Genomic DNA, 26907 nt, shown 5'->3' with positions numbered 1-26907 from the left:
TCCTCAAACATCTCTTTCTTCGAATTAAACAAGGGATGAAATCCTACGAATTCATGAGCTTGAGTGAGGAAAACGAATTATATTGAGGGAGTTGAATACACATAAATAGTTGAAGTGACTTTTAATAGAATTTCATATGACTTTCGTAGAAGGGGTCAAGCACCCACCCTAAAATCCAGTAACCCTTACCTGAAATTTAGCGGATATCTTAATAGGCAGATTTCTTCTTATAATATTTACAAAGGGATGTCTATATGGTTAATCGTCAGCTTGGAAGGGGGATATGCCCGTGGAATTGCGCCAGCTTGAATACTTTATTCAGATATGCAAATCGGGGAGCTTCACCAAGGCCAAAGAAGAATTAGGTGTGACTCAGCCTACACTTAGTCAGCAAATTAGGGTGTTGGAAGATGAGTATAACATTCCATTGTTCGATCGGGTAAACAGGGGGGTAGAAATAACGGAAGCAGGAAAGATCCTCTTGAATAAGGGCAACGCGATTATGGAGCTTCTGGAAGAGGCACGTAATGAAATACATGAAAGGCGACATAAATCGGTAGAAACCATTTCCATTGCTTGCTGTCCTGCTGAGCTGGAATACCTTGCTCCATACTTTATAAAATTTCATCAGAATTACCCTCATATAGTATTGAAAATCGTCGATGCCGAGGATGTGGAGGATAGAGTGCTGGAGCAGCGTGTAGATATTGGAATCACTGCACAAACAATCGCGAATACTTCTGTCACCACGACTCATTTGTATAGACAGGAGCTGGCTATGCTGATTCACTCAGCGCATCCTTTGGCGGATAAATCCTCGATCCCTTTCCGAGCTCTGAAGCAAATCAACTCTATGATGTTCTTAGAACAAAACAAATCCTTAATTGATATGTGCTGCTTCTCTTATGGGTTCACACTTAACTCCATCATGCATACCTCCTCCACCTCCGTATTAATCCATTGGGTCCGGCATGGACTGGGAGCATCTCTAATCCCATCGTCGGTACTTGACAGCTTAAGGGACGATTCTCTACGTATTGTAAAGTTAGAAGGCCGTGTTCCTAGCTGGGACATCTCCCTCGCATATCTAAAATCTGTAACGATGAGGCCGTCGGTACGCCTATTCATTCAAGAGATTCATTCCTATGTAAGAGAGAATGAGGTGAAGCTATCTTGTTCCGGCAATTAGAGTGCTTCATACAAATATGCATAGCAGGCAGCTTTACTAAGGCAGCAGAGGTACTAATGATCTCTCAGCCGACCTTAAGTCAACAGATCCGCTTCCTGGAGGCAGAGGTAGGAACCCCATTGTTTGAGAGATTTGGCAGAGGGATCAAGATTACAGCTGACGGGGAAATTCTGTACGTAAAAGCCCTTTCCGTGATGAGGCTCCTTGACGAAGCGAAGAAAGAAACCAATGAGCTGCGCCATGCTCAGGCTCGGGTCAATAAACTTTCGATCGGCATTTCGCCGATGGACTTTTTAAGTTTAGCGCCTCTTTTTTTGAAGTTTCATGAGCAGTATCCCGATATTTCAGTCCAATTTACGAGTGGGGAATACACGACTCAGCAACTATTGAATGACAGTATCGATATTGGGATCACCGACAATCCGAATCCAAACAAAGAAATTCATACGATGCATCTACATACAGAAGAGCAGGCTTTGGCCGTTTATGCAGGTCATCCTTGGGCTGATCGGACTTCTGTTTCTTTTCGAGAGTTAGGAGAGTTGGATACTCCGTTATTTGCCTGCGATCTAAATTTACACGAGCAGCTTCATGCATCCAATCCTAAGTCCTCTAGTTCCCTGCAGTCCATGTTCGAATCTACTTCTAATTCGATCCTTCTTACTATGGTACTGCAGCATATGGGAGTCGCGATCTTACCTGTCTCATCCATTGAGAATCATGCGGGTCAGCCCATCAAAATGATTCGTCTCATCGATCCCACGCCTGTTCGTGAAATTAAGCTCATGTATAAGAAGTATCAGTACAGCAATCCTTCTGTTCAGCAATGTATCGAATTTCTTCTAGAGAAATCCAGATAATAGGGCAGAAAGGGCGATTATAATCTATTTGTGTAGTGTAATAACTGCACTATATATCTAATAAATGCGAGCTGAAACGAAGGGGCTATCCTTTGTCATGCTCGCTTATTCGAGTTCACGAAGGACAGAGAAAGATAAGGATGGTAATCCGGAATCGATGAGCCTTTTTCCCCTGTCCTTTGCCTGGAATAACATTTATACTAGCAGTAAACTGAGCATAAAATTCCTATAAATGGCACTATACTTCACATTAAAAATTCGAAGATATGAGGTGATCTATGAATGGTTAGAAAGCGTATCTCAGCAATGATGGTGTTATTAGCCCTGATGATGTGCTGGGCGTTAGCGGCTTGTTCCGGCAACACAGGCACCTCGAGTGAAGACACTGCTGAGGTTCCATCGAACTCGAGCCCCAAACCCATCGAGGCAGATTCTTCTCCAATGAAGTCTTCCCCGGATAAGCCAGCCTGGAAGCTGGACACGGCACCTATTACATTTGACTGGTACATCAATTTTGATTGGTTCACCAGCAAGTGGGGAGGTAACGTAGTATCCGATTATATAACGAAAAAGACAGGAGTCAGCCTGAACTTTATCGTGCCTGCCGGCGATGCCAGCGAGAAGCTGAACACGATGATGGCAGCGAGGTCACTCCCTGACTTCATCACACTGGCCTGGTACGAGGATTCCGTACAGAAGTTGATCAATGGTGACATGGTTCTTCCGTTGAATGAACTGGCGGATCAGTATGATCCTTATTTCTTCAAAGTCGCAGATCCTGCGAAGCTTGGCTGGTACACACAGTCTAATGGGAATGTCTACGCCTACCCGAATGCCTCTTCATCCCCCGCGGACTATCATAAGTATGGTCCGTTATTTACATCTAATCAGACCTTTGTTGTTCGCAAAGACATGTATGAAGCACTTGGAAAGCCAGATATGAGCACACCGGAAGGGTTCTTGAGCGCACTTAAGGCTGCGAAAGAGAAGTTTCCGGAGGTAGACGGTCAGCCGCTTATTCCGATTGGTCTGCATGAATTTACGGAGACCGGCAATTATTCGCTGGAAGAGTACCTTCAGAATTTCTTGGCTATTCCACAGCAGAAGAACGGTAAACTATACGATCGTAGAAGTGATCCTACCTATCTAAAATGGTTGAAGGTGTTTCGCCAAGCACATGAGGATGGGCTGATCCCTACAGATGTATATATTGATGAGAAACGGCTGGAAAAGGATGAGAAAATAGCGAAAGGCCGCTACTTCGCCATGCTCTATCAGTGGTCTGACTTTTCAGAGATTAATCAAGCCTTGTATAAGAAGGACCCGAATAAAGTATATATCGCGATTGATGGTCCGGCGAATGATGCACATGATCCCCCAACCCTTGCAGGGAATGGTGTCTCCGGCTGGACGGTGACGCTCATCTCGAAGGACGTCAAGGATAAGGAGCGGGCGATTGCCTTCCTCAGTTATTTGCTCAGCGAGGAGGGGAACCGGGATCTGTTCCTCGGAGAGAAGGGTGTTACTTACGATCGAATAGACGGTAAGGATCAGTTTCTGCCCGAGGTCTTGCAGCTGCTTAACACCGACCGTCAAGCGTTCGACAGCAAATATGGCGGTTCTTATATGTACTGGATGCTAATGGACACAAACAAGAATTTGGAATGGATGACAGGAATGGATGCTGAACCTGCCAAGCAGATCTCGGATTGGACGAGGGGCAAGACGGTCAGCATGTCCGAATTTGAGAATCTGGATCCAGATCCAACGACGAAGGAAGGGATTGCGGAAGGCAAGAATACGCGGCTCTGGGCCGAGACACTGCCGAAGCTGCTGATGGCGAAGTCAGATGCTGAATTCGATGAGCTATTCGCTGAATATATGAACACAATTACCGATGCGCCCGAATATGAAGCGATCATCGCTAGCCGCCAAGCAGCTTATGAACGAAATGTAGAGAAGCTGAGATCGACACTTAATCCATAGTTCTTAGAGGGAGCAAGCTGTGAAACAGGAGATGGAATTTGCGGTCATCCGCAGGTTATTGAGGATACGTACCTTTTCATTTAAATTTTCGCTTCAAGTCAAACTGATTCTGTCATTTGTCATCGTCATCTTCATACCCGTAATTCTATTCTCTTGGTACACACTGAATGAAGAGTCTGCCAATGCAATGGAAGAGTTGGCGGAGAACAGCAAGAATGTGCTGGAGGTTGAGAAGATAAATATTGAGAATAACATAGAGCTGATGGGATGGACCGGTCAGCTAGCCTTATCCAATCGAGAAATGAACAACTATCTGCAAATTGAACAGTTCCAGGATGCAGCGCAAGTTTTTCGTATCAAGAACGATGTGGTCAACAGCTTTCAATATTATCTGTTCAACAATCCACGGATTGCCAATGTCCGGTTGTTTACGGACAATGTGTATGTGAATGAGATTTGGCCCGTTATCCTGCAGGAATCACGTATTCAGGCCAAGCCTTGGTATGATGAGGTAATGAAGAGCAGCGGACTGCCTTGGTGGGAGATACAGGAGAATGTGGCGATCACGAATGAGCCAACCGAGCCTTCACCGAATGAACCGTTCATGACCTATCTGCAGGAATTCAAATATCCGGACAATGCAACACATAACGGAATTCTGGAGATCTCGATGAAGCTGTCGAACTTCTTCTCTCAAACGTTTGACAGTGTGCAGGATAAGAACTCTCAGTTCATCGTAGTGGCAAGGAGCGGAGATGTGTTCAGCTTGAAGGAGGCGCCTGTATTCGCTCAGCATAGCGCAGAGGAATTGATGAGCAATGTGAAGCTGACGCGTAATGCAGCTGTCGAGGAGTTACAGTTCAAGGTTCAAGGGCAGTCCTACGTAGCATTTCAGAGCTATATTCCATCCATTGACTTACATCTGGTCAATATGGTGAGTCTTGCGGACACACTTGAAGGCATTAACCAGTCGAGAGTTCGAAATATTGTCTTCATCTCGCTACTCGTAGCCTTTCTCGTACTGCTGTCTTATTCGATGCAGGCAATCATTTTGCGCAGGCTTAAGGTATTAAGGGAATCTATGCAGCAGGTGCGAAGCGGCAACTTCAAGGTCGAGCTGCCGCCGATTTCGGGTACGGATGAGGTAGGTGAACTGGGCTTTCATTATCGAGAGCTCATTCTGAAGATTAACGAGCTCATTCAAGAGCAGGCAGCCAGACAGGCGGCGGGCAAGGAAGCCGAGCTGCGGGCATTGAAGAACCAGATTGACTCCCATTTTCTCTACAATACGCTGGAGAACGTCAAGATGCTGGCTGAGCTTGAAGGGCAGGACCTGATATCGGATATCATGACCTCGCTGGGAGGCATGATGCGGTATTCAATGGAATGGAAGCAGGATTATGTGATGCTCACCGATGAGATTCAGCATGTGCAGCATTATATATCGGTCATGAACATCCGTTATGATGGGAGACTTGATCTCCGTCTGATGATTGCACCAGAATGTCTCAAGCAGGAAACACTCAAAATGTCACTGCAGCCCGCAGTCGAGAATGCAATCAAGCATGGGATGAGCCGGATGCATTCGAGCGACGGAAACCTCGTCATTACGATCTCTGCTGTTCGGCAGGATCAGACGTGTATTATAGAGGTCACGGATAGCGGCTGCGGCATACCGACGGAAAGGCTTGAATTATTGAACCGAATGTTAAGGATGGAGGAGTCTGCTTACTTGGATGCCCGGAAGCTGTTTGTTCGCAGGGATCAGGACAGCAATGGAATCGGACTGCGTAATGTGGACCAACGCTTAGTGATGAGCTACGGGGCCGAATATGGTATCCAAATCGAGAGTCAGGAAGGAAGCTATACACGCGTCATGATGACTTTGCCTTATCGAGTCATGGGGGAAGGAGTGAACTTATATGATCAGCCTGCTGATCGTCGATGACGAGAAGATCATTCGGAGAGGCTTGCAGTCGGTAATTGAGAGAAAGTTTCCACATTTGTTCAGCTTCCGTTTTGCCGAGAACGGGCAAGAGGCGCTGGAGCTGCTTGACCAGGAATCTGCGGATATTATGCTCACAGATATTCGAATGCCTATTATGGATGGGATTGAACTGATGGAACAGCTTCAAGCCTACCCGGTTATTCCAGAGGTTGTACTGCTGTCCGGCTATAATGATTTTGCTTATGCACAGAAGGGAATCCGCTGTGGTGTGAAGGATTATCTTGTCAAGCCTGTAGTGCGGGAGGAGCTGTTTGCCGTCCTGACCCGCTTAATACGGGACATAAGGATCAAAGGAGAACGAGCGGACAGGGCAGACGAAGATGCCAGTCTGTATGCCGCCGAGCTGGTTACTTTACATGTGAACCAGGTAGATGTGGGTAATGCCATAACACCGAACAAGCTGAAGCAGGCTGGCCTAAGCTGGTTAGCTGCAGGATATACGCTGGGCTTGCTTACGCGACGCAGTGGGGAAGGACCTGGCAGTGCGGATACAGCTTATCTCCGGAATCAAATCGCTGAACGATTACAAGGGCATACGGATTGGACGCTCACTCGTGATGGAAAAGGTGGTATGATGATGATCGCCCGCGATCCGGTGATGTTCTACCAATTGGCAGAGAAGTGGAAGCTTAGTAGAGATGAGCCGGGGCTGCGGATTGCAATTAGCGGTTCTGTTCAGGGAATAGAGCAGGTACGGCTGGCCTACAGTCAAGCGAAGCAAACGTTGAAATACGGTATTCTGCTCCCTGAGTTTGATGTGCTGGACTACACCAGCTTAAGCAAACGCACTGAGGAGCGGCGTGTCGTTCCTGTTGATCTGATTCAGCGATTATCGAATCTCATTGGAATGGGGCGCAGAGATGAGATCAAGCAGCTTCTTGACCAAATCCTTGATGTCCGTATTATTAGCAGCTGTGAGATCGGCTATCTAGAACGGATTAGCCAGCTGCTAAACGAGGAATTGTTTGATAAGCTGTTCCGCATCTACGGAGATAGGGTGCTTGAATTATTAAGGACGTATGCCCCTGTAGGTCACATCGGAAACTTCGATCGATTAGAAGATTATTACATAGCTGTCGAGCAGCTTCTCCATCGTCTGGATCTGTTCATTCAGAACCGCAAAGAGCAGGTGCCGACGGAACAGAATACGATGCAAAAAGTTCTCGACTACTTGCAGACGCATTATGCTGACGATTTGAACATGGCGGTCGTCTCCAATCATTTCTCGCTCAATTACTCGTATTTTAGCCATGCCTTTCAGGAGTATAGTGGGGAGAGCTTCTCGAACTATGTCCGCCGGCTAAGGCTGGATAAGGCAAAGGAGCTGCTGGTTCACTCTGATCTGAAGGTGTATGAGATCAGTGCACAGGTTGGATTCGAGAATGTGAAGCATTTTACGAGAATATTCAAAGATACCGAAGGCATCACAGCATTGGAATTCCGAAGCCAGCGAAGGCGGTTTGAAACGGAAGTATAAGCGGTGCCAGCGTAGGATCGTACTTATAACATCTCAATCCATATACAGCACTGCTGCAAAGAAAAGCGACATTTCCCCAAAAACATGTGGGAGGGATGTCGCTTTTTCGTAGGTATTTGGCAGCTTCAGTTCTTATCCTTCATGTGCGTCAAACATTGTTTTCGCATAAAAAACGCCGGAACCGTAAGCTCCCGTATTCCGAATGACGACATCCATAACAGGATTATAGGTTTCTTGACGAGACCAATCGCGCTGATATTCGAGCAGGACAGAGAGCCAGGTGACCGGAATAGCGCCTGCCTGAATCATTCGCTGCACTGCCATGTCATGAGCCTCTGTTGTTGTTCCTCCCGAAGCATCTGTAACGATATAGACTTCGTAACCGTCCTTAATGGCGGCCACTGTCGGAAATGCCAGACATACCTCCGTCCACAAAGCGGCCATGATCAGTTTCTTACGGCCTGTTTTTCTCACCGCATTTACAAAATTCTCATCTTCCCAAGAGTTCATAGAGGTACGATCAATCGGTTTTTGCTCAGGGAACACCTCCTGGATATGCGGGTGAAGCGGTCCTGAGAAGGATTCGGAAGCCACCGTTGTCAGAATGATCGGAGCATTGAATACTTTAGCCGTCTTAGCCAATCCCACCGTGTTGTTAATAATGACCTGGCGATCAGCGCTTTGCGTGCCAAATAACATCTGTGGCTGATGATCGATAAGAATAATAGCGGAGTTGTCTGGTGTAAGCAAATCTTCTTTGTCCTTAAACATATAAAAGTCCCACCTTCGCTCTATTTTGGATACAGCAGACTTTAATCGGCTAAGCGATGTGCTGTTGTATGTCACTTATACTAGAAAAATAATCCATTTTAAACAATTGGCTTTTTTCTATAGGAAAGATAGGAAGAAATTATACCTTGAATATAAGTTTTTACTATATCAGGTATAGAGAGAGCCTTATTGATGGGTTTTGAAGCCTTCCCATAGAATGAAACTTATAAGATCAATTCTGAGCGTAAGGAGGTACTTCTACATGTGGGGATCCATGATCTTGGCATTAGGCACAGGGATTGCAATCGGCATCGTGTTCCAATCGCTTCGTATACCCTCTCCCGCACCGCCATTCTTAGGCTTGCTAGGCTTATTCGGCATGTTCCTGGGGCAGCGATTAATTCCATGGATTAAACTCTGGCTATCCAGTAAGTAGTACATAACATGTAAAGGGGGATATACGATGTCCGAGCAAACGCGTGTTACAGAAGCAGAACTCATTATCCATAATGCGCACATGATTACAATGGACGAGGCGAATCCGATCGCTTCCGCTGCAGCCATCAAATCGGGTCGGTTTATAGCCGTTGGAGAAGAGGCTGAAGTCATGCAGTATCAAGGGGCAGCAACACGTATGGTAAACGCCAATAAGCGGATGCTGATTCCGGGACTGAATGATTCTCACATTCATCTGATTCGCGGTGGTTTGAACTACAATCTAGAGCTTCGCTGGGACGGGGTGCCGTCGGTCGCTGATGCTTTGCGTATGCTAAAGGCTCAGGTTGACCGCACACCCGCACCGCATTGGGTTAGAGTTGTCGGTGGTTGGACAGAGTTCCAATTCAAGGAGCGAAGAATGCCTACGCTGGACGAGATTAATCGCATCGCACCGGATACGCCGGTGTTCATTCTTAATTTGTACCGTCAGGCCTTCTTGAATAAAGCGGCTCTTCGCGTAGTTGGCTATACGAAGGACACACCGAATCCACCAGGCGGCGAGATTCAGCGGGACAGCAAGGGGAATCCAACAGGGATGCTGATCGCAAGACCAAATGCAACGATTCTATATGCAACCTTGGCTCGAGGTCCGAAGCTGGGCTACGAGGATCAACTGAATTCCACTCGCCTATTTATGCGGGAGCTCAATCGTTTTGGCATCACGAGTGTCATTGATGCCGGCGGCGGTTTTCAGAATTACCCGGATGACTATCAAGTATTTGAAGAACTGGACCGGCGGGAGGAGATCACGGTTCGCACGGCCTATAATCTGTTTACACAGAATCCGAATAAGGAGCTGGCTGATTTTGAGAAATGGACAGCTTCATCCACCCCTTATACGGGAAGTGCTTATTACCGGCATAATGGTGCGGGTGAAATGCTCGTATACAGCGCGGCAGATTTTGAGGATTTTGTCGAGCCACGCCCAGAGCTGCCTGCAGTCCTGGAAGATGAGCTGTTTGGGGTTACACAGCATCTCGTTTCGCAGCGGTGGCCATTCCGTCTGCATGCAACATATGGAGAGTCGATCTCCCGATTCTTGGATGTATTTGAACGTGTGAATAAAGAGGTGCCTTTTAAGGATCTGCGCTGGATTCTGGATCATGCCGAGACCATTCATGAGCGAGATTTGGAGCGGGTCGTAGCCTTAGGCGGGTCGATCGCTGTACAAAACCGGATGGCGTTCCAGGGAGAATATTTTGTTGACCGTTATGGGGCTGAGGCAGCCGAGAATGCGCCGCCGATTGCGAAAATGCTTACGGCTGGTCTGCGTGTAGGCGTTGGAACGGACGCGACTCGGGTGGCGAGCTATAATCCATGGGTAGCCTTGTACTGGCTCGTAACGGGCAAAACACTCGGCGGACTCTCCTTGTATCCGGAATCCAACCGTGTGGAGCGCCATGAAGCGCTTCGGATGTATACGGCAGGGAATGCATGGTTCTCCAAGGAAGAGGATGTCAAAGGGCAGATCAAAGCTGGTTATTATGCGGATTTTTCACTGCTCTCAGCTAACTTCTTGAATGTTCCTGAAGAGGAGATCAAAAAAATTGAATCGGTATTGACGGTAGTGGGAGGGAAGATCGTCTATGGCGTCGGCGAATTCCAGCATTTATCACCTCCAGCTCCCAAAGCAAGTCCGGACTGGTCGCCTCATAACTATTACGGCGGCTATTATAAGACACCTATATCCGGAGGGGCAAACGGCCAGCAAGTGTTAGATCAACAGCATCAACAGCTCCACCATCATCACAGATGCAGCCACCACCATGGCAGCGGATTCTGCGACTTGGATTGTTTTGTGTTCTAGAAGTATAAGTCCTATACGAAGCAGATGCTGTGCACAGGCTGCCGTTCGATCGGCGGCCTGTTGATGGTTGCAAGAGCTTCCCTGTTTCTTACTAAGCATAACTTGGAGGTTGTTTATCATGACTAAAAAAACAGCTGGAATTCATCACATTACATCGTTTGTGGGTAATCCGCAGAGAAACGTTGATTTTTACGCGGGGGTATTAGGTCTCCGGCTCGTAAAAAAGACCGTCAACTTCGACGCTCCCGAAGTGTATCATCTTTATTTCGGCAATGAAGTGGGAAGTCCCGGAACAGCGGTGACGTTCTTTCCATTCGATGGAGCCCGCCGCGGCAGAGTGGGAGGCGGCCAGGTTGGACTCACTACGTTTGTGGTCCCGGCTGGAGCACTGACATTCTGGGAAGAGCGTCTGGCTAAACTGAACGTTGAATTTAAGCGCACGCAGCGTTTCAATGAGACCTATCTGCAATTCAATGATAAGGACGGCCTGCAGCTGGAAGTGGTTGCGAGAGAAGAAGGTGCGTTAAGCAAGTGGTCCTATGGGGGCGTGCCAGCCGATAAAGCGATCAAAGGGTTTGGCGGAGCAGTGCTATACAGCACGAATCCCGAACAAACCCAGAATACGCTAAGAACCGTTATGGGCTTGGACAAAGTCGGCGAAGAGGGCGGACTGGTACGATATCGTTCCTATGGTGATCTTGGTAACATCATCGACGTTAATGCTGAACCCATGGGATGGGGGAGTGAAGGCGCAGGCACCGTTCATCATATTGCATGGCGGGCACAGGATAGCGAGGATCATGTCATGTGGCGTGAGCATGTTGTGCAGCATGGTTTTCAAGCCACGCCAATCATTGATCGCCAGTATTTTAATGCGATTTATTTCCGCGAACAAGGAGGAATCCTGTTTGAGATCGCTACCGACCCTCCGGGATTTGCAACCGATGAGCCTTTGGAGAGCCTGGGGGAGAAGCTTCAGCTTCCACCATGGTTGGAATCCCAGCGAGACATTGTAGAGGGGAATCTTCTTCCCATTGAAGTTCGTGTGTTAGGCGAAGATATACATTAAAGATAAACCTAAGGAGATAAATAGGAGGATACCATGGGGAAAATTGCGATTTTTGGATTCGGACGCATTGGAAGACAGCTGCTTCGTGCAGCACTGCTAAACGATTTATTTGTACCTTATTCCATCTCAGACATTAGAGATGAAGCTGCGCTGGCTGCCTTGTTTGAAGTAGATACAAATTATAAGCGCTGGCATGAGCCTGTTCAAGGTAGTGAAGGACAAATTACGATAGGCGACCGTCACATCCACTACTTGAATGCAGCACAGGAAATCCCGAACTGGGGAGAGCTCGGTGTCGATCTGGTTATTGATTGCACAGGACGCGCGGTTACACGGTCTGTTGCAGAGCTCCATCTTCACCGGGGAGCCAACCGGGTGCTCGTAAGCGGTCCAAGCAAGAGCCTGGAGGATTGTGATGCGGTGCTCCTAAAAGGCATTAACTTGTCGAGCTTTGATCCAGTAGAGCATAAAATTATTAGTATGGCCAGCTGCACGACTAACGCATTGGCACCTGTAGTTAAATTGGTTCAAGAGAATTATGGGATCAAGTATGGCTTGTTCTCTACCGTTCATTCCTATACCAATACCCAATCATTGACGGATCAGCCGATGAAAGACCGCAGAGACTCCTGGGCGGCGGCGGAGAACATTATTCCATCCTCATCGGGAGCTGCCAAAGCACTTAAGTTCATATGGAAGGATCTTCAGATCACAGGCAAAGCCTATCGAATTCCAACCCGAACCGGCAGTATTGCGGAATTGAATCTCATTACGGAGAAGCCGTGTACAGCGCAGGAGATCAATGATATGTTCCGCAAGGCTGCCCAAGAAGGCGAGTTAAAAGGTGTGCTGGATGTGCTGGAGGGAGAGTGGGCTTCCTCCCGTATCGTGGCAGATCCGCACTCTTCGATTATTGATCTTCCGCTAACACAGGTGCAGGGCGAGCTCTTATCCGTCGCAGCCTGGTACGACAATGAATGGGGCTATGCTTCCCGGTTAGCTGAAGTCGCTGCCTTTCTTGCGATCGAGCAATAAGCTTATTTGAATAAAATGAAAAGAAAGCATGCACCGGTAAAACCGAGGTTTCACGGGTGCATGCTTTTTGCAATTTTTTATAGACTTAAATCGAACGGTTCGGCTGATGCTGATGGCCGGTTGCAGCAGGCGGCTCTCGAAGCGGAATTAACAGTGGAACGATCATGCTTAGACAGAGCAGGCCAGCCAGGATTTCAAATGTAAGTAGATGACCTCCCCTATCAATGAGATAAATGGAGAGTATAGGTCCTAGCGACGCACCTATAAATAGCATGAACATGTGGAACGAAACGGCAATGGCTCTAGCCTCTCCTGCCAGCTGACCGATCAGCGAGATGAGGGCAGGAAGTGCAATGGCAACGCCTGTTGTGAATACGATGCTCATCAGGATCAGGAAGGTTAAGTTAGGCCAGACTCCGAGCAATCCGAGACCGATAGCTGCCAACATTAATCCGCTCCACAACACGCGCTTCACCCCATACTTGGCGACCAGTTTACCGTCGAATGGAGACACCAGCATGCCGATAATGCCTGCCGCCCGAATCCATAAAATATCCTCATGACTTAATTGGAATGGCGGGCTCGTTAAGTAACTGCCGAGCGTCGTAAAATATCCAACAAGTGCAGTGAACAGGATCGTTGATATAATGTAGCAGAAAGGGAGTCCTTTGATCTGAAAAATGGTACCGATCCGGACGAATGAAGCAGCAATGCTGCCTTGTTCCCGATCATTGGAGTCCCTTGGAATTCCAAAGGTGATGATCACAAAGGATATGAGATAGATGCCGAACAAAAAATAGAATACGTACGACCAGCTGAACGTGAATACGATGATACTGCTGTAAATTTGTCCTATGATACTGGCCATCAGGAAGGCGGTACTAATAAATCCGATAATCGTTACTCGCTTCTTCGCGGGGAACATCTCCATGGCATAGGCTAGAACAGATGGGGGGAACATGGAGGCAGCCAAGCCCTGAAGACAACGCAAAGCTACAAGCCAGGGAAAGGTTTGTACAGTCCCGATCCATAGTGTTGTTAAGGTCAGCAGCAGAAGTCCGGCGATCATTAGTTTCTTACGTCCATATCGATCGGATAGAACGCCGAAGAGGAGCCCGCCGCCTGCAAAAGCAAACGAGAATGCACTGCCGACCCAAGCGGCTTGAGAGGAAGATACGTTAAATACTTCAGCAAATAACGAGATTAAAGGAATGGTAATGTAGACGGCAGAGACGACGATCAGAGAACACCAGAACAAGATGACAGTAACAAATGAGCGGGGTGCACTCTCTGTGGATAGACGGCTCAAGGGCTAACCCCCTTCTTCATGCAGTCACTGATTTGCAGAGAAATGAAATCCCACTCGAATTGAATCTTCATTAATATTCTCCTTTGCTTGTAATTAAACCCATCTTATAAGCTGCCTAACTGCTGATCAATATGGATCTGACTATATCTCGTATAGCTTTTCATTATAGATATCATTAGATTATGTTCACTTCATTCAGGGTAATTACATATAGAAAAATCCTATAGAAGGTATAGTAAATTGCTAAAATACAATACTTAAAAAAACCGCTATGATAATGATGAAAAAGGTCAGTGGTAGCTGACCCTAAAAAACTAAATCGAGAGGAACGTATAAATATGCCTAAATTAAATGTGGGAACCGAAAACGGACAACCGATTGAATTGTATTTTGAGGATCTTGGTGCAGGAAAACCCGTCATTCTCATTCATGGCTGGCCGCTCAGCGGTCGTTCTTGGGAGAAACAGGTTCCAGCGCTTATCAATGCGGGCTATCGTGTAATTACTTATGACCGCCGCGGATTTGGACAATCCTCTCAGCCGTATAATGGATACGACTACGATACGTTTGCAGCTGATCTTGATCAGCTGATTACACATCTGGATCTGAGCGATGTAACACTGGTCGGTTTCTCCATGGGCGGCGGTGAGGTTGCCCGTTATATTGGTACTTATGGAACGAGTCGTGTTAGAAAAGCCGTACTGGCAGGTGCCGTTCCTCCGTATTTCTACAAATCTGCCGAGCATCCGGAAGGGGGGCTGGACGAAGCGACGATTCAAGAATTTCAAGCCGGCCTGACAGAAGACAGAATCGCTTTTCTCGATGGCTTCACGCATAACTTCTTTAAGGCAGGAGATCGAACAGATCTGGTCAGCGAGCCCTTCCGGTTGTACAATGTTGCCATTGCTTCTGCTGCTTCTCCAAAAGGAACGCTGGATTGTGTTGCTGCCTTCGGCCGGACCGACTTCCGTGAAGACTTGGCCAAATTCGATATCCCGCTGCTCGTCATTCATGGGGATTCCGATGCGGTCGTTCCGCTTGAGGTCAGCGGTCAGCTCTCACATGAAGCAGTGAAAGGCAGTGAACTTGTTGTCATTGAAGGTGGACCACACGGCTTGAATGCGACTCACGCTGAGCCATTCAATAAAGCGTTAATCGATTTCCTGAATAAATAAATGGATAAAAAGTAGATCTATATAATAGAAAGAATCGGTCCGCAGGCATCTAAAATGATGCTTCACGGAACCGATTCTTTTTTTCTGCTTTGGACTATGTGGCCTGGCCTTTTCTGAGTGTGAGGGGAGTCCTAATGATAGTTGTTCGATTCACTCTCGTTATATTTACCATTGCTGTCATGCTGCGACTGCTTCCGGCGGTCATTGCGGGCTTGCTGCTTCTGCTGTGCATCCAGGCTGTTCACAGCCGTGGTTTCTAGATCCTTCACTTCATTAATAAGGTTCTTGTCCGGTTGATTAGTACTCAATTGATGAGTCCTCCTTATCTAACTGAGATCGGTTTATGAGGTATATTATGTGCTGGCTTATATGCACCTATTCGTGCGAGGAGCAGATCTGTATTGCAAATTTCACTCGCAAGAGCAGCAAACGAAAACACATGAAAGCAACACATCAAAAAAGACCCAGCGATCGCTGGGTCTTTCATGTGCAAGCTGCAGTCAAGCTAGGTATTTGAGTCGATCCTTTGGAGCAAGCTCAATGGCAGAGCGGATCGCCGCCAGCATGCTCTTGTCTTCAGCAATATTTTTGCCTGCAATATCAAATGCTGTTCCGTGGTCGACAGAGGTGCGGATAATACCGCCTTTTAGTCCAACCGTAATGTTCACGCCTTCTTCAATACCCATGACCTTAATTGGCGCATGTCCTTGGTCGTGGTAGCAGGCAACAACGATATCAAAATCGCCTCTGCCAGCTCTAAAGAACAAAGTGTCAGCAGGGAGAGGACCTACTACATTAATGCCTTCCTTCTGGGCACGCTCAATGCCGGGTTGTAGCTTTTCTTCTTCCTCACCGTTACCGAAGAGTCCATTCTCACCTGCATGAGGGTTGATTCCGCAGACAGCCACTCTCGGGTTGTCGAAGCCAGCTTTCTTCAGCGTATCATGGGCAAGCTTAACGACAGTGTAAGTTCTATCCGGAGTAATGCTGTGGATGGCTTCAATCAGCCCCATATGAGTTGTCAGGTGAATCACTCGCAGGTTCGGAGTCGTCAGCATCATGGAGAAATCTTTGGTATCCGTGAGATCTGCCAAAATTTCAGTGTGTCCCGGATACAGGTGTCCGCCCTGGTGCAAAGCCTCCTTGTTCAATGGAGCCGTACAAATGGAGTGGATCTTGTGCTGCTTCGCAAGGTCAATCGCTCTTGCCAGAAACTGAAAGGCTGCATCTCCTGCTACAGCAGATACTTCACCAAATTCAAGATCTGCAGGGACGAGATCCAGATCGATTACATCCACGGTACCAAATTCGTATTTCGCCTCAGATGGCTCCTGAATCGAACGTACCTTCAGATCTGAGCCGATGATTGGCAGAACTCGTTCTAATATTTTGGCATCCCCGATCACAAGAGGATTGCAGTTATCGTACATTTCCTGGTGGGCTAATGCCTTCATAATAATTTCGGGTCCGATGCCTGCTGCATCACCCATCGTAATTCCGACGGTTGGTTTCATGCTATAGTTCCTCCTTTTAACTTTTGAATCGCATGGATAAATACGTCTGGCTTGCCGAATCCGCCTGCTTTTGTAATCACGTACAGATCCTTGACGCCTATAAATTTCGAAATCGGCACACCAATTTCCAGCTCGTCCAACAATTCAAAGCCGCTGATATTCCACATCATACAGATTTGCTTCGCCGTATCTCCGCCTGTCATGGAGACACCTGTAAAATAACCCTTCTCCAGCAGTCTTGCACAAACCTCACCGATGGCTCGCACAATCTCGTTACTAACCTCGGTATGGTTAAGTCCTCCGGACTCGCCGGTGGTACGTGCTTGTTCGATATCGATCTGCTCTGCTGTGGAGTAGATCACAATATCCTTACCCTCTACGGCCAGGGACTTCACTTTTTCAAATACACGCTCCATTTCTGCGTTGCGATCCGATGGCTCAGACACAGCCTTGTAAGATATAAATTGTACCGGGCACACATCCGTTTGTTCAAGCAGCTGTCTGAGCTGTGCGCGCGAGTTCTTGTTTACACTGCCGACGACAGTAAGAGTCGGACCTTGATTTTCAGCGATCGTAAGCTCTGAGTGAGCGTGTGATATAGCGTAATGCTCGGGCAGGTAGTTCGCAATCCCTGCTGAACCGGCCCATGCAAACGTATAGCTTAGCTGCTTCGTTGTTTGCAATATCCGTTCCAAATGATGCTCCTTGGTCGAGTCAACGAGCACATAAGGAACGGAGTTCTGCATAAAGTGTTTCAGCTTATTTTCAACATGATCTTTCCCGGCATCCAGATCACTTGCGGATATTTCACCGACCTCATACTTCGTTTGCAGCTTAAGCAAATCTGGAAGGTAAGAGAGAGTAACCGGAGTCTTGGGATCATTTGCAATTTCTGTTTCACCAAGCGGGATACCATTCAAATAGTGGACACCGTTTAAGATGGTTCGATTGTTTTTGGGATAGCCGGGTGCAATCATCATAAAGTCAGGCTTAACGACATCATATAATGCATCGATCTCTGCACCGATATTTCCACGCATGGTGGAATCCATCTTTTTAAAAATGGTATTGAATCCGGCCTTTATTAAGAATTCCGCGGCCTTACTTACCCGCTGATAAGCTTCATCCTGGGTGATGGAGCGGCTGTCTGTATCATAGACGACAGCATCGTAGCTGCGAATGTTATCCTCATCCATATCAAATAATACGCTTGTTCTAAGGCCATGACGTGCGAGCTGAACTCCACTGTCATTGGCGCCAGTCAAATCATCTGCAATGATGGCTAGTTTCATGCAGTTACCTCCTCCTTGAGAAAAACGAGTGCAAATTGAGGGGCTATTATAACCTCTATGCAGCTGGATTGTTATATTTTTCGACGCCGCCGGATTTCTCCAATCGTTTGGATAAGAAGCCAATGAAGATCGGCAATAAGATGGCGGTCGTTACGACACTTGCCGCAATTTGTACTGTGGCGATTTCAGCAATCGGGCCAAAGGAAGCATTCGCTGCGACGATCGCAGCCGGTGTACCTACTGCATTACCTGCTGTTGATCCTTCCGATGCACCGACAATTGGGTTCCAGCCAATGGCTCTGAAGAGCAGGAATCCGAGACCGCCTGTGAGCAGCACGGTTAGTACGCCTAGCAGGATACCACTAAGGCCACCTTGGATGATGGAAGAGAAATTGATGCCCATCCCCAGAGAAAAGGCGAAGAAAGGAACCAGCTTATCACTGCCTTTGTGCAGCCATTCTGCCATATTACGGTCCAGGTTACCAATAATTATGCCGACAGCCAGCGGAAGCAGTACTGCTACGAAGGACATCGGTGAGAACATTCCGTCAGCAAAGCCCATCGCGCCAAAGATCGAGAGCGCTACCATGGTAAGAAACGGTCCGTCACTGAGTGCAAGGAAAGGGTAAGCTGCTTTGTCATCCTCTTTCCCGTATTGTCCAGCTAGTGCAATGTAGAGTCCACCGTTTGAGTTCGTCATGGCGGCAATAATGGCGAGAGGCGCTAGACCCAGAAATAGTCCGGTTGAAGAATCGGCAAACATGATGGCAATCAATCCGATGATTGCGCCGACGGCCCATTTAAACACCAGCAGCGTAACACCCTTTGCAACAGATGAACCCGCTGTTTTAAACGTAATTTGCGTACCGGCGATCAAAAGGAATAGTGCAATAAGCGTGCTTGAGCTGTTGACAAATAAGGCTTCGGTAAAGCCGCCAATCCGCAAAGCGTTTGGAGCAAATGTATTGATACATGCCCCGATGAGAAGAGGGACAACCATCATGCCGCCAGGGATCCGATCTAACGTCGCTTTAATATTCATATTGTTAGCTCCTTGTGTAATCGTTTTAATAAAGCGTTTGCAGGAACAATACTATATCATGTTGTTTATTTTAGCAACATTAAAATTATGTAAATGTGTCTAAATTTAAAAATTGTTTAAATATGCAACACATTACGCAATAAAAAAAGCGTAAACTTATTCATTCTTAAGTTTACGCCATAGGGTGGCTCGATTAATCCCTAATCGCTCCGCTGCCTTGGATTGATTATTATTTTCTTCTTGCAACACATAGGAGATAATTTCTTTTTCAATTTCTTTTAATGTACCTGTAAGCTCTATGGAATTCGAGGCTTTCGAAGTAGAGTATCCGTCTAATAATCGGGAAACTGTATTTGCTGAAAGTACATACTCCGTTTCGTTCATGGCTGCTTGTTTAATCAGCTGCTTTAGCTGGCTTATAGACATTTGGGATGCTTTTTGCTGTATCAGCTGCAATGCATCTTCCTTAATCTTGATAGCTGTCGTTCCATATTTCTGATAATAATCCGATAGAAAATGCTGAATCAGTGATGGCAGATCATCCAGTCTATCCAAGAGGGTCGGCATGATGATGGTATTCAGTTTAAGATGTGGAGGCCAATGCTCGTTCAGTGCCTGTTCACTGATAATGAATATTCCAACCTGCTGATTCAGGCAGGACTCAATAAATGCGATCCATTCTGGATCCTCAATGCGGTGCTCCACATGATTCAATTCTACATTTCTTACTTTGGCCAGCGGAATGTCGCTTAATACACCTGGAGGAACTTGCTTCAGATCGATCTGGAGCAGCAGCCCTCCATTGGCATACGTTTGATGAATATACTTCACCAAGTAGGATTTTCCTGTATCCTCCTCGCCCAACAAGTGTATGGGCTCATGATACTTATAGAGCATGTTAATATGGCTTAAAGTTGTGCGCATGGCAGTGGATTCAGCTACAATGGGCTCTACGGATGTCTCATAATAGGCTTTGATGCCAAGATGAGCAAAGGCATAGGGCTGTCCCTTTTCCAAGGAGTAAACCTTGTAGCTGATACGGTTTATCGTCGTTTCATAGGCGTTAACGGTGAGCTGATAGTCATCAACTATAAAAACATTCTGCACCTTCGATTGATGAAAATCGATATTTGTATTGGTCACATAGATATGATTCTCTGTCAAAGGGTTATGCTCAAAATCGTTCAGCTGTTCGTATACGACTTCATTATGCTCATTCAATATGATGAGGTTGGGATGCTCATTCATCACGAGTTCATTTAAGATTAATGATATGGTATTGTTCTTGCTCAAATAGCGATAAATAAGCTGGGCATCATCCAGCGCTCTCAATATCGATTCTTTACCGGATTGAATCAGCAGCCCCTTCATGCCATAAGCATTAGCTGTATTCACGGTAATAACATCCCCCACAATTTGGCGGTAACCTGCCGCCTTTAACTCAAGCAGCAGTCTTGCCACATCCTCGGAGCTGTGTATGGTATACACCTTTAGAGGCAAATCCATCAGATCAATAATCGATTGTGCGCCTGATGTAATATTGGAGAATCCGACGATAGCCGTTTGACCATTAAACTGACTGGCTAGCGTTAGCGAACGAATCATATCGTAACCCGAAAGGTGGACGTCGATGACGGGAATCGTCACGGCTTCTTTAATGAATTGAGCCGTCCCTCCGCGGCTAATAATAACTTCTGCCCCGTTTTTTTCTGCCCTAGCTGCGAGTTCGGCTCCTCTGCCAAGATCACCGATCGCATATTGAATATCTAAGTGGGGAAATAGCGGAATGCACTCTTCTATAATAGGAATCATCGCTTCATAAGGAGCAATGATGTGGACGTGTGTACGCATATGTATCCTGCCTTTATTTATTACTAACTTATGTAACCTGTCCTGCTTATCTTATTATAACCAACTTATGTAGGAACCGCACTTAAGAGCACAAGCGTTCACATGACATCAGTCCTTCTCGTTTTGTGCTGCTTTTTTAAGCTTTGCTATATTTTGTATCAGATCTCGGAGCGTAGATTCCACAACGGGATCACCACGAAGCTGTACGTTGTAATCGGCCTCAGTTTCTCTAATAATCTTCAGTATATATTCTTCTTGTGGCTCAGGATTAATCTCGTATTTCTGCTCTCTGCCATTCAACCAATCGATAGAAACCTCATATAGATCAGCGATTCTCTGCAGCATGTCCAAGTCAGGCTCTCTTATTCCGTACTCCCAGTTTGCATAAGTGCTGCTGCGTTTTAGACCTAACTTTTTGGATACGAAGACCTGAGACCATCCTCTGTGTTCTCTTTGTTGCTTCAGACGATCTCCCAAGACAGACATTATGAAATCCCTCCTAAAAAGTTAGTTTAGCATGGTTACACAGAATAAAGTTTTATTTACACAATAAGTGTTCATATACACGAATTGTGTAGACAAGAATGAGGAAATTTATACACCATACGTGTAAAAAGTTTATAAAATATAGTTGCAAAATGTGGAAAAAGTAGTAAAATAGACGAAAAGAGAGGTTTTTCTCTCATTCATATCATTTTCAGAATTATTTTTGTTAGCTCTAATTAAGAGTACATATAGATTAGTTTTGATATATTTTATCTATATATAGTTTGATGGAGACAACTCATGATTGAGAATTAAGAGATTGAGATTTACCATCCGAACTATTCTTAAATTAGGGTTAAATTCCACAGTAATACTCACTAGCATGACTCATTTTGTGTAAGTACAAACATACTAAGGGGGAATTCATGTTGGGGAAGATTTCAATTTACTCACTTATTGAGAAGAAGAGACATGAACTCAATCTTCTGGCCGATTGGTATGGTTATAACTCTGAAATTGTACTTGCGAAATCCAGAGAAGTAGATGACGATATTAACAAATACTACAGTCTGGTTAAACAGAAGAGTACTCACGATCATCAGTAACCCGCATTCTGTATTCAGGAAGCGAATATTCGCTGAAGATGTTAATTATAGTGCTGCTGAGACCCATTTTAACGAATGGGTCTTTTTGTGATTAGTTTCTTTCAAATGTCTTTAGAAATCTGTTACTATGGAATAGAATAGGGAGGTAAACGTATACAACTGAAACTGTAAACGCCTACACTCTTCGTTTTTCTTGTATTCTTTCATTTATATAGCAATATGAATCAATCTCATAAATCATTTAGTACTTTCGAAAAGACATTTCAGGAGGGAATCATTTGAGCTCACAACTTATCGGTGTTCCATTAGAAGGATTTGCAGAATTCAGTAGAAAGGTCGCGGCAGAAGGTGCAGTACTGCTCAAGAACGATGGACTAGTGCTGCCTATACAGCATTCCGAAAACGTTTCAGTTTTTGGACGTACTCAGGTAAATTACTATCGCAGCGGTACCGGATCAGGCGGCAGTGTCAATGTGGTATATACGACCAATCTGCTGGATGGTCTTCGCGCAAAGTCTCAAATCGAGGTCAATGAGGAGCTTGCAGCTACCTATGAAAAATGGATTGAACAAAATCCATTCGATAACGGCGGAGGCGGATGGGCAGCCGAACCTTGGCATCAGAAAGAAATGCCATTGACCGATGAGTTGGTATCTGCGGCTCGAGACAAATCGGCAAAGGCAATTGTTGTGATCGGGCGTACGGCCGGTGAGGATCAGGATAATGCGAACGAGCAGGGAAGCTATCAGCTGACGGATGATGAAAAAGCGATGCTGACCATGGTAACGAAGTATTTTGAACAAACCATTGTCGTGCTTAATGTCTCCAACATCATTGATATGAGCTGGCTGGACGATGCAAGTCATGTTTACCCGATTTCGGCAGTGATCTATTCTTGGCAGGGCGGAATGGAAGGCGGAAATGCGATCGCCGATGTGCTGGCAGGGGATGTTACGCCGAGCGGTAAGCTGACCGATACGATTGCATATTCCATCGAGGATTATCCTTCGACCCGTAATTACGGTCATGAGTTTAAGAATCTGTACGAGGAAGATATTTACGTAGGTTATCGTTATTTCGAAACCTTCTGTCCGGATAAGGTGCAGTTTGCATTTGGATATGGATTGTCCTATACGACTTTTTCTATAGAGAATGAGGGAGCGACGAAGGGAAGCGAAGGCGGAGCCGAATTCATTGAATTGAAAGTCACTGTAACTAACACAGGCAGCACTTATGCGGGCAAAGAGACTGTTCAAGTCTATTACGAAGCTCCTCAAGGGAAGCTGGGACAGCCAGTCCGAGCGCTTGCCGCTTTTGCCAAGACCAAGCTTTTTGACCCGGGTGAATCACAGCAGCTGACACTCCGCTTCTCCATTGACTCTATGGCTTCCTACGATGACAGCGGCGTAACAGGATACCCATCGGCTTACGTACTGGAAGAAGGGGTGTATCGTTTCTATGTCGGCAGCAGCGTTAAACAGCTGGATGCGGTAACGGTAGACGGACAGGAAGGCTATATTCTTGAATCGCTTGTCGTCGTGGAGCAGCTGCAGGAGGCGATGGCGCCAACCGAAGGCTTCAAGCGGATGATGCCAGGTGCACGTGGGGCGGATGGCACCTATGAGCTGTCGGCAGCCGAAGTTCCCATACGGAAGATTTCTCTTGCAGAGCGAATTGAGAAGAATCTTCCGCAGACACTAGCACAGACGGGAGATCAAGGCTACAAGCTGAAAGATGTGCACGAGGGTAAAGTCAGCATAGAGCAATTTATTGCTCAGCTGAGCGACCAGGATCTGGCAGCTATCGTTCGGGGCGAGGGCATGAGCAGCCCGCTCGTTACGCCAGGGACGGCTTCGGCTTTTGGAGGAGTCAGCGACAGTCTGCTAGGCTTCGGTATTCCTGTAGGGTGTACAGCAGATGGCCCTTCCGGAATCCGGATGGACAGCGGGCAGCAGGCAACACAGGTGGCAATTGGCACACTGCTTGCAGCGACTTGGAATATTGATCTGGTCGAAGAACTCTACGTGATGGAAGGCAGAGAGCTGGTCCGTAACGAAATCGATACCCTGCTGGGGCCGGGCCTTAATATTCGCCGCAGTCCGTTGAACGGCCGGAACTTTGAGTATTTCTCCGAAGATCCACTGGTAACCGGTTTGTTTGCTGCAGCTTGTACGCGCGGAATCCGCAAGGGCGGCTCTTTTGCAACACTGAAGCACTTTGCCTGCAATAATCAGGAGAAGTATCGTACCAAAGTCGATGCGGTCGTATCGGAGCGTGCTCTGCGTGAGATTTATCTGAAGGGCTTTGAAATGGCTGTAAAACAAGGTGGAGCGAACTCCATCATGACCTCATATAACCCGATTAATGGTCATTGGGCTGCGTCCAATTATGATCTGAACACGACGATTCTCCGCGGTGAATGGGGCTATAAAGGGATCGTGATGACGGACTGGTGGGCCGTGATGAACGATTCCGCGAACGGCGGTCCAGCAGACCGTAAGAACACGAACTTTATGGTTCGCGCTCAAAATGATCTGTATATGGTTGTCAGCAACTATGGAGCGGAAACGAACGCGTATGGTGATAATACGATAGAATCCCTGGAGAACGGCACGCTCACGCGTGGGGAATTACAGCGTAATGCCATCAATATTTGTGAGTGGCTGATGCAGGCTCCGGTGTTCTCAAGAGACACCTTTATTAAGGAGAGCGTGGAACATTTCGAGGCGAGTACATCCCTGCATCCCGAACAGGTGCAGACGGTAGCAGAGGAAGGTCAAGTGAAGATCGTGCCAGACAGTCCAGCGGTGATTAAAGTCGAAGCGGCGGGAGTGTACCGTATTTTTGCGAATGTCATGTCTCCAGATGGCGAGCTTGCACAAAGTGCTTGTAACCTGATGCTGAACGGCCAAGTGGTCACTACGGTCCAAACGAACGGAACGGAAGGCAAATGGGTGAAGCTGAAGCAGATCAAGGTGGAGCTCGAAGCAGGGCTGTACGAAATGACGTTTGAGCATATCAAGCCAGGCATGCATATTGACCAAATTGATTTCAAGCAAGTGTAATAAAAGGTTTCACACAGGCCTCCGCGTTTGCGGGGGCTTTTTTTCACGGTGTAGACCTTTCACACAAGCCTTTCGTTACTCTTTTAAAATGATATGGACATAGCTCTGTAGAAGTAAAAATGGTATGAATAGAAATATAGGCAGATTTTGTTAGCGCGAAGTGTTATAGAGGTATAAAGCATGGGAGGTGTTTGCATCGACACTACAATCTATGAGTTCAGCCGAGTTGGACGCGTTGGTATCAGACGTGAAGAAGGGGGATACTGCGAAGTATGGGTTGATTGTGGATGGGCTTCAGCAGCCAATCTATCGCTATTGCTGTCAGCTCCTCAATGATCGTCATGAAGCAGAAGATGCCGTACAGGATATTCTTGTTAAGGCGTTCCAAGCGATCCATCAGTATGAGAGCAAAATGAATTTTTCAGCTTGGATTTATCGTATAGCACATAATCACTGTCTGAACCTGTTAAGAAAGCGCAGAGTTCATATGCAAGTGATGCGTCTGTTTAGGCCGAATATGACGGCAGAAAGTCCAGAACAACTAATGGACAGCAGAATGTATAATTCCGAATTGCAAGGAGCTCTATTGCAGTTAACAGCGGAAGAGAGAAGTTTGTTGATACTAAGGGTATTTGAAGAGAAGAGTTATGCGGAGATAAGCAAGATTATGAACCTTAGCCCGAATGCGATTACCAAACGAATGATGCGAATAAAGAAGAAAATGCAGAAGCTTATCATGCTGAAGGAGGAGATGAATTGGAGCGATATCAAGAAGCTGCAACCGAATTCCGAGATTTAAAGAAGGCTTCAGCTGACTTGGACATTCCGAAAATTGATGTACTAGAACCGGTGATGCAGCGCATCTATGTGCTGGAGAAGGCACGTCCCGCATTTTGGCAAAGAGTGTACGGCTTACCGTTTAACAAGATGATTACGACAGGAAGTCTATTCATTGCCTTGTTACTAGTATCATTTACAGCTTACGCCGCTTCTGAATACATTCAAATCCTCAATAAAGAAGGACAAATTAAAGTGCAGCATGTTCCCTCAAACACAGATAGCATATCAGTGCTCGATAACAAGTATGGGATGAAAGCTTATGCTAGAGCAAAACCAGGCGAACTGGTAGCCTACTATGTCGAAGATTCGGTAAGCTCAGAACGTCCCGAATCTCAACTGTATTTTCAGTATAAAGAACACAGAATAGAACAATACGCAGCCTTTACTACTGAAATTGAACGGACGGATGCCCTTATCTTCCCGAAGACGCTAGCAGGTTACACTTTTGAATACGGTACGGTAAATGCAAGCAGTCCATTGATTACAGATATAACGAAGGATCCTTACTATCAAGGTGTACTGGACGAGCTAATGCTTGAAGCAGAACAGGACACGAGTGAGGAGAAGGTATTTATCAAATCAATACCATGGACTGAACCAAGCTCAGTGTCAGCCAAGTACTCTATAGGTAAAGCACATGTGAATATTTTGGTCCTATACTTGCATGGCAGTCAGGTGACAGTTAATCAAGAGACGGAGAATAATCCGAGTGTAATTAGAATATCTGGCACTGACGTCATCTATAACGAAGTGAAGAAAGACAGAATCTCATACGATTATGTTAATTGGTATGATGAGAAACAAGATGCATACTTTACAATCAGCGCTAATGGAGAGCAGGACTTGGATAAAGAACAGTTACTAAGCTTGGCGAGTGAGTTCATCAATCCTTAAAGAGAGGTGTTGATTCAAATCGGTGGCAAGATTGCAGCGCAATAATTCACTTAATTCACAAGGATCTGTTACGGAATTCCAACAAACGGACAAGTTCCATTGACCTTATCATTAGACCCGTTGTAAGATGTCCA

Annotated in this window: 22 protein-coding genes; 14 read left to right on the top strand and 8 right to left on the bottom strand. The window is 46.3% G+C overall.

What is annotated here, in order from left to right; all coding sequences use genetic code 11:
* Positions 1 to 289: 289 nt before the first annotated feature.
* From BLW49_RS27025 to BLW49_RS27005, 5 genes are all read left to right on the top strand, one after another.
* Positions 290 to 1189: a LysR family transcriptional regulator gene (locus BLW49_RS27025; protein ID WP_090727985.1), complete on the top strand. Its 900-nt coding sequence runs from the start codon at positions 290 to 292 to the stop codon at positions 1187 to 1189.
* Complete coding sequence (locus BLW49_RS27020; protein ID WP_090727984.1) at positions 1174 to 2049, top strand: LysR family transcriptional regulator; 876 nt, start codon at positions 1174 to 1176, stop codon at positions 2047 to 2049. The genes BLW49_RS27025 and BLW49_RS27020 overlap by 16 nt, the downstream gene beginning before the upstream one ends.
* Before the next feature lie 327 nt (positions 2050 to 2376).
* Complete coding sequence (locus BLW49_RS27015; RefSeq protein ID WP_090727992.1) at positions 2377 to 4035, top strand: extracellular solute-binding protein; 1659 nt, start codon at positions 2377 to 2379, stop codon at positions 4033 to 4035.
* 19 nt (positions 4036 to 4054) lie between these two features.
* Positions 4055 to 5983, top strand: coding sequence for a sensor histidine kinase (locus BLW49_RS27010; protein WP_256209950.1), 1929 nt, complete (start codon positions 4055 to 4057; stop codon positions 5981 to 5983).
* Positions 5958 to 7520: a response regulator gene (locus tag BLW49_RS27005; RefSeq protein WP_090727982.1), complete on the top strand. Its 1563-nt coding sequence runs from the start codon at positions 5958 to 5960 to the stop codon at positions 7518 to 7520. The genes BLW49_RS27010 and BLW49_RS27005 overlap by 26 nt, the downstream gene beginning before the upstream one ends.
* Before the next feature lie 132 nt (positions 7521 to 7652).
* Here BLW49_RS27005 and BLW49_RS27000 read toward each other — a convergent pair whose 3' ends face one another.
* On the bottom strand, positions 7653 to 8291 hold the full coding sequence (locus BLW49_RS27000) for a hydrolase (RefSeq protein ID WP_076315582.1): 639 nt from the start codon (positions 8289 to 8291) through the stop codon (positions 7653 to 7655).
* 262 nt (positions 8292 to 8553) lie between these two features.
* On the opposite strand from BLW49_RS27000, the gene BLW49_RS26995 reads away from it, so the two are divergent.
* From BLW49_RS26995 to BLW49_RS26980, 4 genes are all read left to right on the top strand, one after another.
* Positions 8554 to 8727, top strand: coding sequence for a XapX domain-containing protein (locus BLW49_RS26995; protein ID WP_076315583.1), 174 nt, complete (start codon positions 8554 to 8556; stop codon positions 8725 to 8727).
* 27 nt (positions 8728 to 8754) lie between these two features.
* On the top strand, positions 8755 to 10596 hold the full coding sequence (locus BLW49_RS26990; protein ID WP_076315584.1) for an amidohydrolase: 1842 nt from the start codon (positions 8755 to 8757) through the stop codon (positions 10594 to 10596).
* Positions 10597 to 10714: 118 nt separating this feature from the next.
* Complete coding sequence (locus tag BLW49_RS26985; RefSeq protein WP_090727980.1) at positions 10715 to 11665, top strand: ring-cleaving dioxygenase; 951 nt, start codon at positions 10715 to 10717, stop codon at positions 11663 to 11665.
* A gap of 33 nt (positions 11666 to 11698) precedes the next feature.
* Positions 11699 to 12700 carry a type I glyceraldehyde-3-phosphate dehydrogenase gene (locus tag BLW49_RS26980; protein ID WP_090727979.1) on the top strand — a complete coding sequence of 334 codons (1002 nt, stop codon included), beginning with the start codon at positions 11699 to 11701 and terminating at the stop codon, positions 12698 to 12700.
* An 85-nt stretch (positions 12701 to 12785) separates the two neighbouring features.
* On the opposite strand, the gene BLW49_RS26975 is transcribed toward BLW49_RS26980, so the two are convergent.
* Positions 12786 to 14009, bottom strand: a complete 1224-nt coding sequence (locus BLW49_RS26975; RefSeq protein WP_090727977.1) for an MFS transporter — start codon at positions 14007 to 14009, stop codon at positions 12786 to 12788.
* A 338-nt stretch (positions 14010 to 14347) separates the two neighbouring features.
* On the opposite strand from BLW49_RS26975, the gene BLW49_RS26970 reads away from it, so the two are divergent.
* A complete protein-coding gene (locus tag BLW49_RS26970; RefSeq protein ID WP_047913932.1) occupies positions 14348 to 15184 on the top strand; it encodes an alpha/beta fold hydrolase in 837 nt (278 codons plus the stop codon).
* A 131-nt stretch (positions 15185 to 15315) separates the two neighbouring features.
* Here the strand turns inward: BLW49_RS26970 and BLW49_RS28990 are convergent, their stop codons facing one another.
* From BLW49_RS28990 to BLW49_RS26945, 6 genes are all read right to left on the bottom strand, one after another.
* Entirely contained in the window at positions 15316 to 15492 is a 177-nt protein-coding gene (locus tag BLW49_RS28990) for a hypothetical protein (RefSeq protein ID WP_177178851.1), read from the bottom strand.
* 192 nt (positions 15493 to 15684) lie between these two features.
* Complete coding sequence (pdxA, locus tag BLW49_RS26965; protein WP_090727975.1) at positions 15685 to 16698, bottom strand: 4-hydroxythreonine-4-phosphate dehydrogenase PdxA; 1014 nt, start codon at positions 16696 to 16698, stop codon at positions 15685 to 15687.
* On the bottom strand, positions 16695 to 17990 hold the full coding sequence (locus BLW49_RS26960; protein ID WP_090727974.1) for a four-carbon acid sugar kinase family protein: 1296 nt from the start codon (positions 17988 to 17990) through the stop codon (positions 16695 to 16697). Before BLW49_RS26960 ends, pdxA begins: the two co-directional genes overlap by 4 nt.
* A gap of 55 nt (positions 17991 to 18045) precedes the next feature.
* Positions 18046 to 19032, bottom strand: a complete 987-nt coding sequence (locus tag BLW49_RS26955) for a 2-keto-3-deoxygluconate permease (RefSeq protein WP_047913935.1) — start codon at positions 19030 to 19032, stop codon at positions 18046 to 18048.
* A 156-nt stretch (positions 19033 to 19188) separates the two neighbouring features.
* Positions 19189 to 20883: a PrpR N-terminal domain-containing protein gene (locus tag BLW49_RS26950; protein WP_090727972.1), complete on the bottom strand. Its 1695-nt coding sequence runs from the start codon at positions 20881 to 20883 to the stop codon at positions 19189 to 19191.
* 108 nt (positions 20884 to 20991) lie between these two features.
* Positions 20992 to 21369, bottom strand: a complete 378-nt coding sequence (locus BLW49_RS26945) for a helix-turn-helix domain-containing protein (protein WP_047913937.1) — start codon at positions 21367 to 21369, stop codon at positions 20992 to 20994.
* Between the two features lie 425 nt (positions 21370 to 21794).
* Between BLW49_RS26945 and BLW49_RS26940 the strand changes: the two genes are divergently transcribed.
* The 4 genes from BLW49_RS26940 (at position 21795) to BLW49_RS26925 (ending at position 26773) form a co-directional block, all read left to right on the top strand.
* Positions 21795 to 21974, top strand: a complete 180-nt coding sequence (locus tag BLW49_RS26940; RefSeq protein WP_090727970.1) for an aspartyl-phosphate phosphatase Spo0E family protein — start codon at positions 21795 to 21797, stop codon at positions 21972 to 21974.
* A 278-nt stretch (positions 21975 to 22252) separates the two neighbouring features.
* Positions 22253 to 25039, top strand: a complete 2787-nt coding sequence (locus BLW49_RS26935; RefSeq protein ID WP_090727968.1) for a glycoside hydrolase family 3 C-terminal domain-containing protein — start codon at positions 22253 to 22255, stop codon at positions 25037 to 25039.
* Positions 25040 to 25265: 226 nt separating this feature from the next.
* Positions 25266 to 25838: an RNA polymerase sigma factor gene (locus BLW49_RS26930; protein WP_256209949.1), complete on the top strand. Its 573-nt coding sequence runs from the start codon at positions 25266 to 25268 to the stop codon at positions 25836 to 25838.
* Positions 25796 to 26773: a hypothetical protein gene (locus BLW49_RS26925; RefSeq protein ID WP_090727965.1), complete on the top strand. Its 978-nt coding sequence runs from the start codon at positions 25796 to 25798 to the stop codon at positions 26771 to 26773. Before BLW49_RS26930 ends, BLW49_RS26925 begins: the two co-directional genes overlap by 43 nt.
* The last annotated feature ends 134 nt before the right edge of the window (positions 26774 to 26907 follow it).

Source organism: Paenibacillus sp. PDC88 (assembly GCF_900106725.1).
In the GTDB taxonomy this organism is placed as follows: Bacteria; Bacillota; Bacilli; order Paenibacillales; family Paenibacillaceae; genus Paenibacillus; species Paenibacillus shunpengii.
The sequence above is the reverse complement of the archived record's forward strand: the minus strand, read 5'-3'. Positions and strand labels throughout refer to the sequence as shown.

Excerpts from the sequence above, each read along its gene's own strand:
- BLW49_RS27015 (WP_090727992.1), top strand. The coding sequence starts at position 2,377 with ATGATGTGCTGGGCGTTAGCGGCTTGTTCCGGCAACACAGGCACCTCG.
- BLW49_RS27005 (WP_090727982.1), top strand. The coding sequence starts at position 5,958 with ATGATCAGCCTGCTGATCGTCGATGACGAGAAGATCATTCGGAGAGGC.
- BLW49_RS26990 (WP_076315584.1), top strand. The coding sequence starts at position 8,755 with ATGTCCGAGCAAACGCGTGTTACAGAAGCAGAACTCATTATCCATAAT.
- BLW49_RS27000 (WP_076315582.1), bottom strand. The coding sequence starts at position 8,291 with ATGTTTAAGGACAAAGAAGATTTGCTTACACCAGACAACTCCGCTATT.
- BLW49_RS26945 (WP_047913937.1), bottom strand. The coding sequence starts at position 21,369 with ATGTCTGTCTTGGGAGATCGTCTGAAGCAACAAAGAGAACACAGAGGA.
- BLW49_RS26980 (WP_090727979.1), top strand. The coding sequence starts at position 11,699 with ATGGGGAAAATTGCGATTTTTGGATTCGGACGCATTGGAAGACAGCTG.
- BLW49_RS26940 (WP_090727970.1), top strand. The coding sequence starts at position 21,795 with ATGTTGGGGAAGATTTCAATTTACTCACTTATTGAGAAGAAGAGACAT.
- BLW49_RS26995 (WP_076315583.1), top strand. The coding sequence starts at position 8,554 with ATGTGGGGATCCATGATCTTGGCATTAGGCACAGGGATTGCAATCGGC.
- pdxA (WP_090727975.1), bottom strand. The coding sequence starts at position 16,698 with ATGAAACCAACCGTCGGAATTACGATGGGTGATGCAGCAGGCATCGGA.
- BLW49_RS26985 (WP_090727980.1), top strand. The coding sequence starts at position 10,715 with ATGACTAAAAAAACAGCTGGAATTCATCACATTACATCGTTTGTGGGT.
- BLW49_RS26960 (WP_090727974.1), bottom strand. The coding sequence starts at position 17,990 with ATGAAACTAGCCATCATTGCAGATGATTTGACTGGCGCCAATGACAGT.
- BLW49_RS26955 (WP_047913935.1), bottom strand. The coding sequence starts at position 19,032 with ATGAATATTAAAGCGACGTTAGATCGGATCCCTGGCGGCATGATGGTT.
- BLW49_RS26970 (WP_047913932.1), top strand. The coding sequence starts at position 14,348 with ATGCCTAAATTAAATGTGGGAACCGAAAACGGACAACCGATTGAATTG.
- BLW49_RS26950 (WP_090727972.1), bottom strand. The coding sequence starts at position 20,883 with ATGCGTACACACGTCCACATCATTGCTCCTTATGAAGCGATGATTCCT.